Below are 17,789 nucleotides of genomic sequence, written 5' to 3'. Positions count from 1 at the left end.
CGCCTATAAGACCTGCAGAATTGACCCGGCCCGAGCTGCCGGACGAAAACAGAAAGGCACACGCCGTGACCACTCCGACAACGCCCTCCGCCATCAGGGATCTGATCGTTTACAGCGATGAAGTGCGCGAGGCACTTGCGAACGGCAAGCCGGTCGTTGCGCTGGAATCGACCATCATCACCCATGGCATGCCTTTTCCGAAGAACGTTGAGACCGCCCGTGAGGTGGAAGCCGATATTCGCGCGGAAGGCGCCGTTCCAGCCACCATCGCGCTGATGGACGGCAAGATCATGGTGGGCCTTTCCGATGAGGATCTCGACCGCCTGGCACAGGCCAAGGACGTGATGAAGTGTTCACGTGCCGACATGACCTTCGCACTTGCCACCGGACGCTACGGCGCGACAACGGTCGCCGCCACGATGATGGCGGCGCATGCGGCGGGCCTGAAGGTCTTTGCCACGGGCGGCATCGGCGGCGTTCACAAAGGCGCGGAAGAAAGCTTCGACATTTCCGCCGACCTGGATGAGCTTGGCCGCACGCCGGTCTGTGTGGTGTCCGCCGGTGCCAAGGCATTGCTCGACATTCCCAAGACCCTTGAAGTTCTGGAAACCAAGGGCGTTCCCGTCATTGCTTTCGGCACGGAAGAACTGCCGGCATTCTGGTCGCGGGCCAGTGGTCTCAAGGCCCCCTACTCCCTGAATTCGGCTGCCGAAATCGGTTCGCTCCTGAAGATGCGGTCCCGTTTTCCCGATCATGGCGGTGTCCTGATCGCCAACCCGGTACCGGAAGCCGACCAGATCCCGCGGGATGAAATGACCGGTTACATCGATGCAGCTATTGCGGATGCCACTGCGAAGGGTGTTCGCGGCAAGGACGTGACCCCGTTCGTTCTCGGCGCTATCCTGGAGCTGACCGGCGGCCGCAGCCTCGACACCAACATCGCGCTGGTGCGTAACAATGCCCGCCTGGCCGCGCGTATTGCCGCTGAACTGGTCTGACGGCACGTTTTCTCGAGAAACCAACTGGACCCCAAAAATTCGCCGGGCTTTCACTTCAAACGGATTGAAAGCCCGGCAGACTTGTCAGGACGGTTTGTCTTCCACCGGTTGAGGTACTTCCGGTGCCTGCCGGCGCTCAAGCGCCGCCGCCAACCGGTCGATATCCTTGAAATGCAGGTCCCGCTGCGGGAACGGTATCTCGATACCCGCCTTGCCAAGCTCGTTGTAGACCGTGAAGTAAAGGTCCGACTTGGTAATCATCACATTGCCGATGTCTTTCAGGAAACATCTCAGTTCGAAATTCAGAGAGCTGTCGCCCAGCCCGATGAAAAGAACCTGCGGCGTCGGATAACGCGCGATGGTGCTATGCCCGCGCGCTGCATCGAACAGGATGGATTTCACCTTTTCCAGATCACTGCCATAGGCAACGCCAACCGGCAGGATGAGCCGGCCCGACTTGTTGGTCAGCGTCATGTTCTTGACCGTGCCGGCAATCAGCTCCGAATTCGGAATGATGACGTCATGGCGGTCGAAGGTTTCGATGCGCGTTGAACGGACAGAGATCTTGCGGACATATCCGGATTGCCCGGATACTTCTATCCAGTCCCCTTCCTTGATCGGCCGTTCGATGAGCAGGATGATGCCGGAAACGAAGTTGGAAACGATGGTCTGAAGACCAAAACCGATACCGACCGAAAGGGCACCGGCCACGACCGCAAGACTGGACAGGTTCAATCCGGCGGTGGAAATCGCAATCAGAGCCGCCAGCGTAAGCCCGACATAGCCTGTGCCCGTTACAACAGCATTCTGAGCGCCACTGTCCATCCGCGTCTGTGGCAGCACGGTCGCCTTCAGCAGGTTCTGCAGCCAGCGCGTCACGACAACGCCGATGCCGAAAATGGCAACCAGGAGGATGAAGGAGTCCAGCGACAGGTGAATGTCACCCAACTGTACCCCGTTTGTGAGCAGATACCAGACCTCGACGATATCCGTTCCGCGTGCGCCCCAGGTCATGGCGATCAGGGGCGCGAAAATCAGCGTCAGAAAACAGATCAGCCCAAAGGCGACGAGGACGGGAGCGGGCTCGTCTTCCCGCTTGCCGATAGCCGTTTTCACGACAACGAGAATGAGATGGTAAAGCATGAAGCCGAAACCGAGCTCCGCAACCGTCATGATTACCGGCAGGATCGCAACCCGGGCAAGCTGGACGTAACCCACCAGCGTCACGCAGACGGCAAGAACGGCGGATGTCTTCATGAGCAGCGACAAGAACAGCAGAAAGCCGGATTCCTGGGGCTTTACTGATGCCTCTTCGGGTTCTTCCGCAGTCTGCTCTCTCTCCACGGCACTGCTTTCAACGGACTTGTTGGATCTGATGACGCTGGCCAGAGACCAAAGCAGTACCGCCGCCATCGCAATGGGGGGAGCCGAAAGCACCGAAATCGCCGCCGTACCGAAGGCGTTATCGAGTTCGAATGCCTCGACCGCCACTTCAAGGGCCATGAAGACGCCCAGTCCCTGGCATAGACGCAACCCGAGTTTTGCTTCCCGGTCCCCCAGCTCCAGCAGACGCCAGCGATCCTGCCCGGGGGCAAAGATCGTGTGCCCCAGCCAGTTCGCAATGATCATCACGAGAGCCATCACCGGCACGGCGATCACTGCGGTGCGAACCGAGTTCGGATAGATATCGAGAATGGGAAAGATGGAGACCAGGGCGACTGCACCAATGGTCGGCAGCACGATGAAGCTGGCATTGTAGAGCACCGCCAGCATCAACGCCTTTGCACCGGTGGCCGGCTTTTCGCAATAGAGCTTCAGAGCCCGCGAAATCGGATGCTGCAGAACCGTCAGGAACAAAATCCCGAAAATAGCTAGACCGAGGGAAAGCGGCACCGTCTCATGCAGTTTCTTCGAGACGCTCGGGCGAGCCAGTTCGTTCTGCACACCGCGTTCGAAACGCTTTATGAATTCCCCTATCTCCTGAAAGCCCGCGGCCCAGGTCGACGGCGCAAGCGGCGAAGGATACCTGTCCAGCAGTGTCGAAAGTTGCCGTGCGCGAAGCTGCCTGTCGACCTGGCGAATATAGAAGATAGCCTGATTGTTGATTTCACCGGCTACACGGACCGGCGCATTTGCGGCTGCCAGCGCATTGGTAAGCTCAAGACGTCTTGCGGCAACTTCTTCAGCTTCCTTCTGCCCGTCTGCAGGCGGTGCACCAAGGCTGTTCAGCTGGGCTTCCAGAGCGCTGGCCCGAATGTTCCCGCGATCGATGATCTCCGCACTGGCGTCCCGAACCTCGACGAGCTGAGACCGGAGCTGATCGAGGGTCTTGGGAGAAATGCTTCTTTCTTCCAGCGCCGTTGCCGCCCGGCTGAACAAATCGGCCGACCGCGCGAGGGGCTCAGCCGGAGCCTGCCCGGCCTCCTGTGCAAGCAGCGTTCCGGCCGGCATGCCACCGGAAAAAGTGATGGATAAGGCCAGAACCAGCAGGATACATTTGAGAAACTTCATGAAGACGCCATCACTTTTGGGACAAGGCCCCGAGTCCGGTTCGCAGGCCGATTGCTTCGCCAGGGAAGCCAGGTGGGCTTCAAGGCATATGCATCCATCCGCGGTCCGATTCGAACAATCAGCTTATTTGCGAATTTCGGCAGATCTTTCACCATGGAAACACATTTGTCGCAAAACGGGCCTAAGGAAAGGCTCTGGCAGGTTTTAAGGCTGCCCGGCTTTGGCCCGAAATGCATGCCAAGCCGTTGACAGAGCGGCGTAAGCCTGCCCTAACATGCGAAATTATGACGTTAACAGGACGTTGCGGCAAAATACCTGAAAACAAGCCGCGTCCTTCAAGGAGGTCAGACATGACAGACGCGGCAACCCCAGAAAACCCGCAGACTGCAACGGCTCCGGCAGGAAGCTTTTCCCCGCTTCAGTACCTCGACCGTGCGCTGTCGACCCTCCGCGACATCGGCATCACGCCGGAAAGCGAGCAGGACGCACCGATCAACGCCCTTCTGGAACAGATTACCGATCTTTCTCCCGACAAGGTGCTGATCATCACCCGGACCCTGGCCCAGGCTTCCAATTTCAACGAGGTTGTTCGCTCGCAGGTTCAGCAGATGGATATCGGTGAACGCTACGAGCAGATAACCGAGGCATTCAATTCCATCCGTGATGACGCGAAGGCGCTGGTCGATCAGCTGGCCGACGGCAAGATCTCCTTCACCGAGAACCTGTCCAACAAGTGGCGCGACTTCCGCCGCGGGACCATTTCCGATCGTTTCGATGATATCCGGGGCACCTACAAGGACGTTGCAAAGGCAACCAAGGACCAGATCGAGCGGGAACAGACCATTCTGGAAGCCTATCGCGATTTTCGCGGCGCCTTGAAACAGGCGGAAGTCACCGCGCTGGAACTGCTGAATATCGCAACAGGCAAACTGGACGCCGCCAAGGGCGCCCTTGAAGCTGCCTCCGGAGAAGTCGAAGCCTACACCGGTGACGACCCGGCGCAGAAGGCACGCCTTGAACTGGCACGCGACGAGAAGCTGCGTGAAATGCAGGACGAGGAAAAGCGGTATCAGATCGCCAAGGACCTCTCCGACAACCTGACAATCGGCTACAACACGTCAGAGGTCATCATGGCGCGCCTGGTCCAGACGACCAACGCCAAGGAGCGCGTTTACGCCCAGTCGGTCAGTTTCTTCTCCACCAATGAATCCGTTCTCACCGCACTCAACGCCTCGTTCACCGGCCTGCAGGGCCTGCACGAAAGCACCGAGACGCTGAATGCCATGAAGGATGGCATCAACAAGAGCCTGGAAACGCTGGCGGACATCGGCGACGAAGTGCAGAAAAAGGCGCTCGAAGCCGGCTATGGACCGACGGTTGCCGCAGCCTCGGTGAAAAAGCTGGTCGACTCCGTCGTCAACTTCCAGGTCCAATCGCGTGAAATCATCGACGAAATGCGCGAGATGTCGACCAAGAATTCCGAGGAAATCCGCAACGCCGTGGAAGACGGCAAGCGGCGGCTTGCCAAGCTGACCGCCCAGGGCAAGGCCCTTTGATCTGACGATAATCCGGCAGGCCGGACCCTCCGGCCCGCCCTTTTTCAAGAAGACATGCATTCATGGCAAGCAAATCCGACGCCCCGCTTGACGATCTGATGATGGCGATGGACGTGGTCGACACGCTGCGTCATGAAGAAGGTCAGGTGGCCCGCGAGCTGAAGACCGATGAACGCGATGCCGCCATGGTCGAACGGCTGCGTCAGGTCTATGCGTCCCAGGGCATTGATGTTCCGGACCATATCCTGAAGGCGGGTGTCGAGGACCTGAAGCGCGACCGCTTCGTCTATTCTCCACCTTCCGCCGGTTTCCAGCGCACCCTGGCGATGATCTACATCTCGCGCAGCACTTGGTCAAAATGGCTGGCGGCGGTCGTTGCAGTCGTCATCGTTTGCATTGCGGCCTGGTACTTCATCGTCAAGCTGCCGGCGCAACGCGCGGAAGCGGACCTGCTGGCAAGGCTTCAGGCGCTGCCCGCGACCTATACCGAATTGGTCGGGCGGATCGATTCCCTGACCGAAAATACCGAAATCGAAGCCGACGCCGCGCGTCTGGCCACCGACGGCAACCTTGCCCTTTCGGACGGCAACAACGAGGCAGCCTTCAAGGCGGAGGCCGACTTGCGCGATCTTGCCGGACGGCTGCAGGAAGTGTTCGAGGTTCGGATCATTTCCCGCGAAGGCGTGCCGACCGGCGTTTCCCGCATTCCCGAATCCAATCCAGACACCGAGAACTACTACATCGTGGTCGAAGCCGTGGATGCGGACGGCAAGATCCTGGAACGCAGGATCGTGTCGGAGGAAAGCAGCAAGGCCGAACTTGTCGACAAATGGGGCCAGCGCGTTTCGGAAACCATCTACAACGCCGTTCGCCGCGACAAGATGGAAGACGGCATCGTGCAGAAAGGTGTCCTGGGGCAGAAGCGGCGCGGAGAGCTGGATATCAAATGGCGCAGCGGCGTTCAGGACGGAGCAATTACGAAATGGTAGCGGTTAGGATTGCACCGCCTCACCGGGAGGCACCGGCATGCTGACGGGACGCCAGACCCTGGGCACCATCGAGCAGTCGCTTGCCGATTTGCGCCGTGAAGAAGCCGAGCTGAGCAAGCGGATCGAGCGGTCGACCCGCGCCCTGACGGACCTGCAGGAACGCCAGAGCGAGGCCTACCGGGACCTTGCCCGGTTCCGACTGGATACGGACAGTGCCGGTGCACTCAACACACGCCTCGACAGCGCCGCGCGGGAAGCCCGCAAGCTTCTCGACAAGCGCAATGCGGACTACAAGGTTCTGACCGACCAGTTGCGCCAGTGCGAAAGCGACCGCAGCCAGTTGCAGAAGAAGCGCGTCGAGCTGGACAGCACCCGTGATGCCGCCGAAAACCAGATGGACGAGTTGATGGAGGCTGTCGACGGCCGTCTGGAAGGCGATGCCGGTTATCAGGCACAGCGCGAGAAGACAGAAGCCGCTCTGGCGACTGCGGAGGCAGCCGCCTCCAAGGCGGCTACGTCCGAAAAGGACCGAAAGGAAAAAGGCAAGGCCTATGAGGCCGATCCGCTGTTCATGTATCTGTGGCAACGCGGTTTCGGAACACCGGCGTACGCGCACCGCGGTCTTGTGCGCTCGCTCGACCGATGGGTGGCCGGCCTTGTCGGCTTCAACGACGCCCGCGCCAATTTTGCCATGCTGACCAGCATTCCGGACCGGATGGCGCGCCATGCGGAGCGCTGTGCCGAAATCGCACTGGAAGAACAGGACAAGCTCGCGGAGTTCAGCCGCAATGCGATGACCGACGCTGCCGGAACGGATCTTGTCGGCACCATCGAAACCCTCAGCGCGGACATCGACCGTATCGACGGAGAACTCGACAATCTGGACAGGCGGATCGAAACGCTGTCCTCCGCCCTCGCCGAATTTTCCAGCGGGGAAGACACCGACTTCCAGAAGGCGGAGGAGCATCTGTCCGTTTCTCTGCAGGCGGATGACCTCAAGGATTTGTGGCGCGCCGCGCTCGATACCCCCTCGCCCGAGGACGAGAAAATCGTTCAGCGGATCGAGGATCTGAAGGAGCGCATCGACCAGGTTACACGCGAGATCCGTCAGGACAGGGAACTGCAACGCGATATTGGCCGACGCCGTGCGGAACTTGCAGACGTCATCAAGCGTTTCCGTTCCAGCGGCTATGGCAGCTGGGAGTCCACCTTCTCCGACGAGAAGCTGACAACCGTCCTGTTGGGCGAGTTGGTCAAGGGTGCGATTACCGGTGCCGAATACTGGGCCCGCGCGGAGCGTTCGCACAAGCGCCGCAAACCGAAGGGACGCCAGGTCGCGTTCCCCAACGGTTCGGGTCTTCCCAAGTCCATGGGAGGCTTCGGTGGCGGCTTTGGCGGAAGTTCCGGCAAACGGTCCGGCAGCAGTGGCGGCTTCGGTGGTGGTGGTTTCAAAGGCGGTGGAAGTTTTGGTGGTGGCGGTTTCAAGACAGGCGATACATTCTGATCTTCACCGATTGAAATCCGTGCCCCCGTGAGGCCACAAGGCTTCGTTAGGAGTGTTATGTCAGTTTACTGGCAGAAGATGGTGGCGGTCACATGCAGTTTTCTTGTGCTTTGTGAAGACGTGTTCTAGACCGGCTCTTAAGTTGACCATTTTAACCTTGGGACTGCCCATGCGACGTATCGTTTTATCCGCTTTTTGCGCTCTTGCTCTTGCCGCCTGCCAGTCCGGGTCCACTCAGCGCCCCACACAGCCGGATCAGCCAAGGCTGGACGTGCCGGCGGGCGCGCAATCGGTAAATATCGCAGCCGATCCGGCAAGCGTACGGTCCGCACTGGTCTCCAGTGCCCAGGAACGCGGCACCGTCGTGCTGCAGGACCAGCCGAACATGGTGGTTCTGGAACGGCCAATGACCGGCGCGAACCCGGCGCTCGATTCCGAATTCGGCCCGTCCGACAACGGCCAGCGCGTGATCCGCATCCGCGTTCGCTTCACGGGAACGCCTTGCCAGACGCTGGCTGTTCAGGATCTTGCCGTGATCAACAACGTGCGCACGGCGCTTGAGCAGAGCTTCGTCTTGCCGGGCAACCCGAACACGATGCAGAGCCTGCAGGGTTTGAAGTCGCGCGCCGAACAGGGTAGCTCCTGTCCGCCGGTTTCCTCCTGACGCATCAACAGTCGGTCTTGAAAATGACGAGGCGTGGCCGGGTTTCCGGCCACGCCTCTTTCATGCCGGCCGATACCGAAGCGGATCACAGCAGTGGGAGACTTCCCTCACTCCGGACGCATTCACCGGCATGACTGTCGACGCGTCAGGCAGGCATAGCTTCAGCGGCGAACTGCTTCAGGAACTCTTCGCTGGGCGGGATTGGCTTGATCACGTCGATCAGCACTCCGTTCGGATCACACGTGATGAAATGGCGCTGACCAAAGGCCTCGTCCCGCAGCACCTGCAGAATGGGTAACCTGTTCGCCTGAGCGGCCTCATAAACCGCATCAACATCCTCAACCTCGAAATTCAGCAGAAGCCCTCCTGCGCCCCGGCCACGACCGGCTTCCGGAATGGTTTCGTGGTTCTGGTCGAGGATCGCGAGATTGACGCTTTCGTCCTCCTCCGACTGCAGATGCACGTACCAGTCTGCTTCAAACATCGGCTTGAAGCGGAAATTTTCCGAATAGAACCGGGCAGTCTCCGCGACCTTGTCGGTCATGAGGACCGGATAATACTGGGTGCATTTCATCGATTTTCTCCTGTTCCTCGCCAGTTTCGGATGTGGATTGCCTGTCCCACCCGACCTCCGGCTGTTTCCGAGGCTTTCCAATCACAACAAAAAGACATACAGTCTGTATGTAATTTTTCAACTAACATACAGGCTGCATGTATGCAAGATAAAAACCCCGAGAAGTCAGGCGAACGCCGTACACAGGCGGAAAGGCGCGCGGAAACGCGCAAGGCCCTGTTGGATGCGGCAAGGGCGCTGATCGTTGAAAAAGGCTATGCGGAAACCGGAACACCTGAGATCGTCAAGGCGGCAGACGTCACCCGCGGCGCGCTCTATCATCACTTCGCCGACAAGGCAGACCTGATGCGGGCGCTGGTCCACCAGGAATCGGAAGCGATCGCGGCGGAGATCAACAGCCAGACGAACACGGGCCAGACACCGCTCGACGCCTTCATGTCCGGCGCCAGCGCCTATTTCTCGGCCATGTCCGTTTCAGGCCGGGCAAGGATCATGCTGCTGGAAGGACCGACGGTGCTCGGCCTGTCGGAAATGGCGGAGATCGATCGCCAGACCGGCGGCGCCACGCTTCTGGAAGGTCTGCGGCATGCAGCCAATCACGGTGCACTGAAAGATATTCCCCTGGAGCCTTTGGCGGACCTGCTCTCTTCCGCGTTCGACCGCGCGGCGCTGGCAATTGCAAATGGCGGTGACAGGAAAGCGTATGAAGCCGCGACCCGCAAGCTATTGGCCGGCATCCTGGCAGACTGACAATCGGCTCTGATGTCGTGATCCTTCAAGACGGCCTTGCACCAACATTCTATGGCTGGCGCCAAACCAACCGACCGGGAGACCCAAGTGATTCTGAGATACACCATCCTCTACGTCGAGAATGTCGCCGCCGCTCTCGACTTCTACGAGAAGGCCTTCGGACTGGAACGTCTGTTCCTTCATGAATCCGGAGACTACGGCGAACTCGCGACGGGCGAGACAAAGCTCGCGTTCTCATCCAAAACGCTGATGAACCAGCTCGGAAAGTCACCCGGCACCCCCGAACCGAAGGCACCTGTGTTCGAACTGGCGTTCGAGACGGATGACGTTGCAGCCTCCCTTGCCCGTGCAGTCGCCGCCGGTGCAAACAAGTTGCAGGATGCACGAGAGGAACCCTGGGGGCAGATCACATCCTATGTGAGCGATCCTTTCGGCTACCTCGTGGAGATCTGCTCGCCGATCCAGTTGCCCAGTGCTGGTTGAGACAACAGCGACAGGCTATCGGGGTCCCGGCGCAATTGCGCCGGTGACCGTCCAAACCAGCGCCGCAGGTCGCGCGTCATGTGGGCCTGATCGCTGAAACCGCACACAGCGGCGATCTCCACCAGCGGCACCTCCGTCGCCAGCAGTCCTGCAGCCCTGCGCGCTCGCGCGAGCAAGCGCCAGTATTCCGGCGGTGGCAGGCCCTGCTCCCGAAACCGCCTCTGCAGTGTTCTCACCGACACGCCTGCCTGTTTCGATGCCCGCTCGACGGTCGACTTTGGCAACGTCAGGGCAACGATCACGTCGTCCAGGTCATTGGTCTCGTCAAGTGCGTTGCCGAGGATGTCTTCCACTCGCTCGCAGTCGCGTTCAATGGCTTGAAGAACCTCGTCCTCAATGACGCCACCCGGCCGCAACCGGAACCCCGTGATATGCGTCCCGGCCGCGAGTTCGGCGACGCGCGGCTGGAAATCGAGGTCCGTCAGCAGAACCTTTTCCCGCTTGCCCTGCTCACGCACCACCAGCACATCCCGGCAACCATCCGGAAAGATCAGAGCATTTTCCGCTGTGTCGATCCCGTGATGCCATTTTTCAAATCTGACCGTGCCACTCATGGACAAATCTTTAGCAGGTGGCGGCAGCGCACGCGAGATTGTTCAACGTGGCGTGGGCAGCTGCGAGTAAACATCGATCGAAAATCCTGATTGAGAACGCCACTTTCAATTCTTCTGATCAAATGTCATGAAGCATGGACCTACCCACTACTGACCGGTTCGGAGCCTTTGTGATGATCGAAAAGCTGGAGATGTTTCTCGCCGTGGCCCGGGAAGAACATTTCGGCCGTGCGGCCGAAAGCCTCGGCATCGCCCAGCCGACGCTCTCGACCGGCATCAAGCAGCTTGAGGATCAGCTTGGTGTTCAGCTGTTTTTCAGAGGCTCCCGGTTCGGCGGCCTGACACCGGAAGGCCAGCGTGCCCTGGTCTGGGCTCGTCAGATCGTGGGGGATGCCCGCCAGTTGCGCGAAGAGATGCGGTTCTCCCGCGACGGCCTGACGGGACAATTGCGCATAGCCGTCATCCCGACCGCCCTCACCTGGGCAGCCAAACTGACGACATGGTTCGGCAACAAGCACCCGAACGTGCGTTTCACCATCCTGTCGCGAAATTCGATGGAAATCCTGTCGATGCTGGAGAACCTCGATATCGATGCCGGCATTTCCTACCTCGACAACGAACCGACCGGCAGGGTCAGCACCGAACCGCTCTACAATGAAAGCTATATGCTGGTTTGCAATGAAGCTTCGTCCTTCGCGGGCAGAAAGTCGGTCAAATGGAAGGAGCTGGCCGAGGAACGGATCTGCCTCCTGACCCCCGACATGCAGAACCGGCGGATCATCAACCGTCATTTCGGCGAGGCCGGAATCATGCCGGAAGCCCGGATCGAGTCCAATTCCACGGTCGTGCTGGTGGCAAATGTGCTGGACGGCGGTTGGATAACCGTCCTACCCGCGGATCTCGCAGAATTTCTGACAGCCGGAAAACCCTTGAAGACGATCCCTCTTGTAGGCGTTCACACCGGTCACACTGTCGGCCTTGTGGCCCCCTATCGCGAACCGCACACCCCGGTTTTGCGTGCTCTTCTGTCCGAAGCAAGGCGTATTTCCGAGGTCTGACCGGAAGTTAGCCGAAACGGTCAAATCATCATCGATCATGATTTCCAATCGATCAACGGAAAATCATTATTGATATCAAATCAAACTTAATGGTGTGATGCGCCTCGAAATATACGGGAGGACGCGCATGCCGTATGCGACGGGAGAGCCCACGGCCGAACAGATCTCGGCCGTGATGGAAGATTTTATCACCTTGGAAGGTCCACTTCTGCCCATGCTGCATGGCTTGCAGGCGGAATTCGGCTATGTGCCCCAGGCAGCGGTCGAGCTGATTGCAGAAGCGCTCAATCTCTCCAAGGCGGAAGTTCACGGCGTCATCTCCTTCTACCATGATTTCCGCAAGGCCCCCGCCGGGCGCCACGTCGTCAAGATCTGCCGGGCAGAGGCCTGCCAGGCCGTCGGCGGCGAAGCCCTTGGCGAGGCGGTTCTGGCCAAGCTCGGTCTAGACTGGCACGGCACAACCCGCAACGGTGCCGTCACTCTCGAACCTGTCTACTGTCTCGGCCTGTGTGCCTGCGCCCCTGCCGCGATGGTCGACGGCAAGGTCATCGGCCGTGTCACCGAAGATCGCATGACGCGTATCCTCCAGGAGGCCGGTGTATGAAGATCTTCGTTCCCCTGGATAGTGCTGCCAAGGCACTGGGTGCCGATGAAGTTGCCGCAGCAATTCAAATCGAAGCCGGCAACCGTGGTCTCGATGTCACCGTGGTACGCAATGGCAGCCGTGGCATGGTCTGGCTGGAACCGCTTGTCGAAATCGAAATCGACGGCACCCGCAAGGCCTTTGGCGCCGTCACAGCCGAAGACGTTCCTTCTCTTCTGGACGGCACGCTGGAAAGTCTCGGCACGGTGGAAGACATCCCCTTTTTCGCCCGCCAGACCCGGCTGACCTTTGCCCGTTGCGGCCTGATCGATCCGCTCAGCCTCGCCGAATACGAAGCCCATGGCGGACTTGTCGGCCTGAAACGCGCTCTTGCTCTCAGCGAAGAAGAGATCGTTACGGAAGTCACCAACTCCGGCCTGCGCGGCCGTGGTGGCGCAGGGTTTCCCACGGGTATCAAGTGGGACACGGTCCGCAAGGCAGTTTCGGCGCGAAAATACATTGTCTGCAACGCGGACGAAGGTGACAGCGGCACCTTCGCCGACCGCATGCTCATGGAAGGCGATCCCTTCACGCTGATCGAAGGCATGATCATCGCCGGCCTTGCCACAGGTGCCACCAAGGGCTTCGTCTATATTCGCTCCGAGTATCCGGACGCCATCGCAGTCATGGAAGCCGCCGTCAGGATCGGTCTCAAGGCCGGCCTGCTCGGCACGAACGTTCTCGGTTCCGGCAAGGCTTTCGACCTGGAAATCCGCACTGGTGCAGGCGCATACGTGTGCGGTGAGGAAACGTCCCTCCTCAACAGCCTGGAAGGCAAGCGCGGCATCGTGCGTGCCAAGCCGCCGCTGCCTGCGCTTGAAGGCCTCTTCGGCAAGCCGACCGTCGTCAACAACGTGCTCTCACTGGCAACTGTTCCGGTCATAATGGAAAAAGGCGCGGAGTTCTATGCCGGGTTCGGCCTCGGCCGCTCCAAGGGCACCATGCCGATCCAGATCGCAGGCAATGTCCGCTACGGCGGTCTTTTCGAGACCGCTTTCGGCATGCCTCTGGGTGAGCTGATCAACGATATTGCCGGTGGCACCGCCAGTGGCCGGCCGGTCAAGGCTGTCCAGGTTGGTGGCCCCCTTGGGGCGTATATGCCCGTTTCCAAGTTCAACACGCCGTTCGGTTATGAAGAATTCGACGGCCAGGGTGGCCTCATCGGACATGCCGGTATTGTCGTCTTCGATGACAGGGCGGACATGCTGAAGATGGCCCGCTTCGCCATGGAATTCTGCGCTGTGGAAAGCTGTGGCAAATGCACACCGTGCCGGATCGGCGCCGTGCGCGGTGTCGAGACAATCGACCGGATCGATGCTGGCGATGCAGGGGCTGTCCACCTGCTGACGGATCTCTGCGACACGATGAAAGACGGCTCGCTATGTGCCCTCGGTGGGTTCACGCCCTATCCGGTCATGAGCGCCCTTACCCACTTCCCTGAAGATTTTGCCCGCCAGAAGGAGGCCGCCGAATGACGGATCTCGCCAACATCCATGATGATCGCGACATGGGCACTCCGGCAAAGGAAGGCGCTCCGGTCACACTGACCATCGATGGCTTCGAGGTCACTGTGCCGGAAGGCACATCGGTAATGCGCGCGGCCTCTGAAATCGGTCTTCAGGTTCCCAAGCTTTGCGCCACGGACAGCATCGACGCCTTCGGCTCCTGCCGCCTTTGCGTGGTCGAGATCGAGGGCCGGCGCGGCACACCCGCTTCCTGCACCACACCGGTTGCGCCGGGCATGGTCGTTCACACCCAGTCCTCCAGAGTCAAGCAGATCCGCAAGGGCGTGATGGAGCTCTACATCTCCGACCATCCGCTGGACTGCCTGACTTGCGCTGCCAATGGCGATTGCGAGTTGCAGGACATGGCCGGCATGGTCGGCCTGCGTGATGTCCGTTACGAGCCGGGCCGTAACCACTTCGAACAGCGTACCTCTGTTGGGCCGAACCCGGAGTATATCCCGAAGGACGTATCAAACCCCTATTTCGCTTACGACCCGGCCAAATGCATCGTCTGCTCGCGTTGTGTGCGGGCCTGCGAAGAGGTTCAGGGCACCTTTGCCCTGACCATCGAGGGTCGTGGTTTTGAAAGCCGTGTTTCGCCGGGTGCGGCATTCGACGATTTCCTGTCTTCCGACTGCGTGTCCTGTGGCGCCTGCGTGCAGGCCTGCCCAACCGGCACGCTTCAGGAAAAATCCGTCATCGACCTGGGAACACCGGAACGGTCCGTCGTCACCACTTGCGCCTATTGCGGCGTCGGCTGTTCGTTCAAGGCTGAACTCAACGGCGACGAACTGGTGCGCATGGTGCCTTACAAGCACGGCAAGGCCAATCGCGGCCATTCCTGCGTCAAGGGTCGCTTCGCCTATGGCTATGCGACCCACAAGGACCGGATCCTCAACCCGATGATCCGCGACAGCATCGAGCAACCCTGGCAGGAAGTTTCCTGGGACGAGGCCCTCGGCTTCGCCGCCAACCGCCTGCGCGGCCTGCAGGAAAAACACGGCCGCAAGTCCATCGGCGTGATCACCTCAAGCCGCTGCACCAACGAGGAAACCTTCCTGGTGCAGAAGCTGACCCGGGCGGTCTTCGGCAACAACAACACCGACACCTGCGCCCGCGTCTGCCACTCTCCGACCGGCTATGGCCTCGGCCAGACCTTTGGCACCTCTGCGGGGACGCAGGATTTCGATTCCGTCGAACATACCGACGTCGTCATCGTGATTGGCGCCAACCCAACCGACGGTCACCCGGTCTTTGCCTCCCGCCTGAAGAAGCGTCTGCGCGCCGGTGCCAAGCTGATCGTTATCGACCCGCGCCGCATCAACCTGGTGAAATCGGCTCACATCGAGGCGTCCCACCATCTGCAGCTGCGTCCCGGCACCAACGTTGCCGTGGTAACCGCCCTCGCCCATGTCATTGTCACCGAAGGCCTTTTCGACGAAGCCTATATTCGCGAGCGTTGCGACTGGGACGAGTTCCTGACCTATGCCGACTTCGTCCGCGATCCGCGCCACAGCCCGGAAACCAGCGAAGGCCTGACCGGCGTTCCGGCGGAAGAGCTGCGCAAGGCGGCCCGCCTGTTCGCGACCGGCGGCAACGGCGCGATCTACTACGGCCTCGGCGTGACGGAACACAGCCAGGGTTCGACCACGGTCATGGGCATTGCCAACCTTGCAATGCTCACGGGCAATGTCGGGCGAAAGGGTGTCGGCGTGAACCCGCTGCGCGGCCAGAACAACGTCCAGGGCTCCTGCGACATGGGCTCCTTCCCGCATGAGCTTCCGGGCTACCGCCATGTGAAGAACGAGGACGTCCGCGCGATCTTCCAGGACGTCTGGGGCGTGGAGATCGATGCCGAGCCGGGCTTGCGCATCCCCAACATGCTGGATGCCGCTGTCGATGGCAGCTTCAAGGGGCTCTACTGCCAGGGCGAGGACATTCTCCAGTCGGACCCCGACACCAAGCATGTGGCAGCCGGCCTTGCCGCCATGGAATGCGTCATCGTTCACGACCTCTTCCTGAACGAGACCGCCAACTACGCCCATGTGTTCCTGCCCGGTTCCACATTCCTGGAAAAGGACGGCACCTTTACCAACGCCGAACGCCGCATCAACCGCGTGCGCAAGGTGATGGCGCCGCGCAACGGCTATTCAGACTGGGAGATCACCCAGAGGCTCGCCAACGCCATGGGTGCCGGCTGGACCTATAGCCATCCGTCCGAAATCATGGCTGAAATCGCTGCAACCACGCCCTCTTTCGCGGGCGTTACCTACGATCTTCTGGAAGAAAAAGGGTCGGTGCAATGGCCCTGCAACGAAGCTTCGCCGGATGGCACACCGCTCATGCATGTCGATGGCTTCGTGCGTGGCAAGGGCCGGTTCATCGTCACCGAGTATGTGGCGACGGACGAGAAATCCGGGCCGCGCTTCCCGCTGCTTCTGACCACCGGCCGTATCCTGTCCCAGTACAATGTCGGTGCCCAGACCCGGCGAACCGACAACGTGATCTGGCACGATCAGGATCTTCTGGAAATCCACCCGCATGACGCAGAAAACCGCGGACTGAAGGAAGGCGACTGGGTGAAGCTGGCATCGCGTTCCGGAGAGACCACCTTGCGGGCCCATCTCACCGACAGGGTCAGCCCCGGCGTCGTCTACACCACCTTCCACCATCCGGACACCCAGGCGAATGTCATCACAACCGACTTCTCCGACTGGGCCACAAATTGTCCGGAATACAAGGTGACGGCGGTTCAGGTCAGCCTGTCCAACGGACCGACCAACTGGCAGGAAGACTATGCCGCCCAGGCAGCTATGTCCCGGCGGATCCTGCCGGCTGCGGAGTAACTGGTGATGGATCGCCCACTCTCCGGCTCCATGCCCGGCCGTGCCGTCCACGCGGACGGCCAGGTGGCGGTCGCGCGAAGCCTGCCGGAGGAAAGCCCTGTTGCGCTCGTGTTCGATGGCACCACGCAGGCGGTGATGATGGCAACGCCGGGCGATATTGCCGACTTTGCCGTCGGCTTCGCCCTGAGCGAAGGCATCATCAGCTCGATCACCGAAATCGAAGCCTTCGAGGAGGTCTCTCATGACCGCGGCATAGAGGCTCGCCTTTGGTTACGCGCAGACCGCTCGAAACGGCTTCTTGCCCGCCGTCGTGCCATGGCCGGTCCGGTTGGTTGCGGCTTGTGTGGCATCGAAAGTCTGGATCAGGCCCTGCGGCCTTTGCCGAAGGTCGACGCAACAACAGTCCTGTCCCGCCTGGATGTGGCCAGAGCGACCGATGCGCTCAGCCGGCTGCAGCCGCTTCGGGACCAGACGCGCGCCACCCACGCCGCCGGTTTCCTCCAACCGGGCAAGGGTGTGGTCGTGGCGCGCGAGGACGTTGGCCGCCACAATGCGCTCGACAAGCTGATCGGCGCCCTTGCCCAAGCCGGGACCGACCCCGCAACCGGCGCCTTCGTCCTGACCAGCAGGCTGTCGGTGGAACTGGTGCAGAAATGCGCCTTCGCCGGCTGCCCGGCCCTGATTGCCGCCTCGGCCCCGACGTCGACCGCACTCCGCCTCGCCGACGAGGCCGGCATAACGGTCGCCGCATTTTCAAGGGACGGCGGGTTTGATCTTTACGCGCATCCAGAGCGCGTCTTATCCGGAGTTGCAGATGTCGCCTGAAAAGATGGTCTATATGGCCAACCAGATCGCCACCTTCTTCAAGACCCAGCCAGGCATTGACCAGGCGGAGAAGGTCGCCAGTCACCTGAAGGACTTCTGGGAACCGCGCATGCGCGACCAGTTGAGAGCCCATGTGGAAGCCGGCGGTGTCGGTCTCGACGCGGTCGTCCTGGAAAGCGTGCGCAGGCTCTGACGGGAGGGTTTCCCTCTTCCTTGCCACGCTACTGAAATTCGGAAAATCTGCAGCTGCGAATATGCGGCCCATCCTT

The 17,789-nt window shown here is 60.4% G+C and carries 16 protein-coding genes; 13 read left to right on the top strand and 3 right to left on the bottom strand.

Translation table 11 applies throughout. The features are described from left to right. Positions 1–65: 65 nt before the first annotated feature. On the top strand, positions 66–998 hold the full coding sequence (locus FIV05_RS16610) for a pseudouridine-5'-phosphate glycosidase (RefSeq protein WP_152510330.1): 933 nt from the start codon (positions 66–68) through the stop codon (positions 996–998). 84 nt (positions 999–1,082) lie between these two features. Here FIV05_RS16610 and FIV05_RS16605 read toward each other — a convergent pair whose 3' ends face one another. Then, complete coding sequence (locus FIV05_RS16605; RefSeq protein WP_152510329.1) at positions 1,083–3,509, bottom strand: DUF3772 domain-containing protein; 2,427 nt, start codon at positions 3,507–3,509, stop codon at positions 1,083–1,085. 350 nt (positions 3,510–3,859) lie between these two features. Between FIV05_RS16605 and FIV05_RS16600 the strand changes: the two genes are divergently transcribed. The 4 genes from FIV05_RS16600 to FIV05_RS16585 all read left to right on the top strand — a co-directional run bounded on the left by FIV05_RS16600 (position 3,860) and on the right by FIV05_RS16585 (position 8,222). Further along, complete coding sequence (locus FIV05_RS16600; RefSeq protein WP_055655151.1) at positions 3,860–5,065, top strand: hypothetical protein; 1,206 nt, start codon at positions 3,860–3,862, stop codon at positions 5,063–5,065. A gap of 62 nt (positions 5,066–5,127) precedes the next feature. Continuing rightward, the gene (locus FIV05_RS16595) at positions 5,128–6,054 is read left to right on the top strand and encodes a DUF6384 family protein (RefSeq protein ID WP_055655153.1); all 927 of its coding nucleotides are present in this window, start codon (positions 5,128–5,130) and stop codon (positions 6,052–6,054) included. A 37-nt stretch (positions 6,055–6,091) separates the two neighbouring features. Beyond that, positions 6,092–7,558 (top strand): hypothetical protein, encoded by a 1,467-nt coding sequence (locus FIV05_RS16590; RefSeq protein ID WP_152510328.1) that lies wholly within the window; start codon positions 6,092–6,094, stop codon positions 7,556–7,558. Positions 7,559–7,727: 169 nt separating this feature from the next. After that, positions 7,728–8,222, top strand: coding sequence for a hypothetical protein (locus FIV05_RS16585; protein ID WP_173013872.1), 495 nt, complete (start codon positions 7,728–7,730; stop codon positions 8,220–8,222). Positions 8,223–8,367: 145 nt separating this feature from the next. Here the strand turns inward: FIV05_RS16585 and FIV05_RS16580 are convergent, their stop codons facing one another. Further along, positions 8,368–8,796, bottom strand: coding sequence for a VOC family protein (locus tag FIV05_RS16580; RefSeq protein ID WP_152510327.1), 429 nt, complete (start codon positions 8,794–8,796; stop codon positions 8,368–8,370). Positions 8,797–8,937: 141 nt separating this feature from the next. Between FIV05_RS16580 and FIV05_RS16575 the strand changes: the two genes are divergently transcribed. Both FIV05_RS16575 and FIV05_RS16570 read left to right on the top strand, forming a co-directional pair. Further along, positions 8,938–9,546, top strand: a complete 609-nt coding sequence (locus FIV05_RS16575) for a TetR/AcrR family transcriptional regulator (RefSeq protein WP_152510326.1) — start codon at positions 8,938–8,940, stop codon at positions 9,544–9,546. 87 nt (positions 9,547–9,633) lie between these two features. Next, positions 9,634–10,029, top strand: a complete 396-nt coding sequence (locus tag FIV05_RS16570; protein ID WP_152510325.1) for a VOC family protein — start codon at positions 9,634–9,636, stop codon at positions 10,027–10,029. Here the strand turns inward: FIV05_RS16570 and FIV05_RS16565 are convergent. Beyond that, positions 9,981–10,643 carry a helix-turn-helix domain-containing protein gene (locus FIV05_RS16565; RefSeq protein WP_152510324.1) on the bottom strand — a complete coding sequence of 221 codons (663 nt, stop codon included), beginning with the start codon at positions 10,641–10,643 and terminating at the stop codon, positions 9,981–9,983. The two genes, FIV05_RS16570 and FIV05_RS16565, sit on opposite strands and share 49 nt — an antisense overlap. Positions 10,644–10,816: 173 nt before the next feature. Here FIV05_RS16565 and FIV05_RS16560 point away from each other — a divergent pair, with 173 nt between their 5' ends. From FIV05_RS16560 to FIV05_RS16535, 6 genes are all read left to right on the top strand, one after another. After that, positions 10,817–11,701, top strand: coding sequence for a LysR family transcriptional regulator (locus FIV05_RS16560; protein WP_031269215.1), 885 nt, complete (start codon positions 10,817–10,819; stop codon positions 11,699–11,701). 175 nt (positions 11,702–11,876) lie between these two features. After that, a complete protein-coding gene (locus tag FIV05_RS16555) occupies positions 11,877–12,305 on the top strand; it encodes a formate dehydrogenase subunit gamma (protein ID WP_229005909.1) in 429 nt (142 codons plus the stop codon). Next, complete coding sequence (locus FIV05_RS16550) at positions 12,302–13,819, top strand: NADH-quinone oxidoreductase subunit NuoF (protein ID WP_055655162.1); 1,518 nt, start codon at positions 12,302–12,304, stop codon at positions 13,817–13,819. The genes FIV05_RS16555 and FIV05_RS16550 overlap by 4 nt, the downstream gene beginning before the upstream one ends. Before the next feature lie 32 nt (positions 13,820–13,851). Next, positions 13,852–16,695, top strand: coding sequence for a formate dehydrogenase subunit alpha (fdhF, locus tag FIV05_RS16545; protein WP_209010067.1), 2,844 nt, complete (start codon positions 13,852–13,854; stop codon positions 16,693–16,695). 6 nt (positions 16,696–16,701) lie between these two features. Continuing rightward, positions 16,702–17,520, top strand: coding sequence for a formate dehydrogenase accessory sulfurtransferase FdhD (gene fdhD, locus FIV05_RS16540; protein WP_152510321.1), 819 nt, complete (start codon positions 16,702–16,704; stop codon positions 17,518–17,520). Further along, a complete protein-coding gene (locus tag FIV05_RS16535; RefSeq protein ID WP_152510320.1) occupies positions 17,510–17,713 on the top strand; it encodes a formate dehydrogenase subunit delta in 204 nt (67 codons plus the stop codon). The genes fdhD and FIV05_RS16535 overlap by 11 nt, the downstream gene beginning before the upstream one ends. Positions 17,714–17,789: the final 76 nt, after the last annotated feature.

The sequence above is a fragment of the Labrenzia sp. THAF191a genome (genome assembly GCF_009363335.1).
Taxonomy (GTDB): domain Bacteria; phylum Pseudomonadota; class Alphaproteobacteria; order Rhizobiales; family Stappiaceae; genus Roseibium; species Roseibium algicola.
The sequence above is the reverse complement of the archived record's forward strand: the minus strand, read 5'-3'. Positions and strand labels throughout refer to the sequence as shown.

Coding starts and splice junctions, on each gene's coding strand:
- FIV05_RS16600 (WP_055655151.1), top strand. CDS start 3,860: ATGACAGACGCGGCAACCCCAGAAAACCCGCAGACTGCAACGGCTCCG.
- FIV05_RS16565 (WP_152510324.1), bottom strand. CDS start 10,643: ATGAGTGGCACGGTCAGATTTGAAAAATGGCATCACGGGATCGACACA.
- fdhF (WP_209010067.1), top strand. CDS start 13,852: ATGGGCACTCCGGCAAAGGAAGGCGCTCCGGTCACACTGACCATCGAT.
- FIV05_RS16605 (WP_152510329.1), bottom strand. CDS start 3,509: ATGAAGTTTCTCAAATGTATCCTGCTGGTTCTGGCCTTATCCATCACT.
- FIV05_RS16575 (WP_152510326.1), top strand. CDS start 8,938: ATGCAAGATAAAAACCCCGAGAAGTCAGGCGAACGCCGTACACAGGCG.
- FIV05_RS16555 (WP_229005909.1), top strand. CDS start 11,877: ATGGAAGATTTTATCACCTTGGAAGGTCCACTTCTGCCCATGCTGCAT.
- FIV05_RS16550 (WP_055655162.1), top strand. CDS start 12,302: ATGAAGATCTTCGTTCCCCTGGATAGTGCTGCCAAGGCACTGGGTGCC.
- FIV05_RS16580 (WP_152510327.1), bottom strand. CDS start 8,796: ATGAAATGCACCCAGTATTATCCGGTCCTCATGACCGACAAGGTCGCG.
- FIV05_RS16595 (WP_055655153.1), top strand. CDS start 5,128: ATGGCAAGCAAATCCGACGCCCCGCTTGACGATCTGATGATGGCGATG.
- FIV05_RS16585 (WP_173013872.1), top strand. CDS start 7,728: ATGCGACGTATCGTTTTATCCGCTTTTTGCGCTCTTGCTCTTGCCGCC.
- fdhD (WP_152510321.1), top strand. CDS start 16,702: ATGGATCGCCCACTCTCCGGCTCCATGCCCGGCCGTGCCGTCCACGCG.
- FIV05_RS16535 (WP_152510320.1), top strand. CDS start 17,510: ATGTCGCCTGAAAAGATGGTCTATATGGCCAACCAGATCGCCACCTTC.
- FIV05_RS16590 (WP_152510328.1), top strand. CDS start 6,092: ATGCTGACGGGACGCCAGACCCTGGGCACCATCGAGCAGTCGCTTGCC.
- FIV05_RS16560 (WP_031269215.1), top strand. CDS start 10,817: ATGATCGAAAAGCTGGAGATGTTTCTCGCCGTGGCCCGGGAAGAACAT.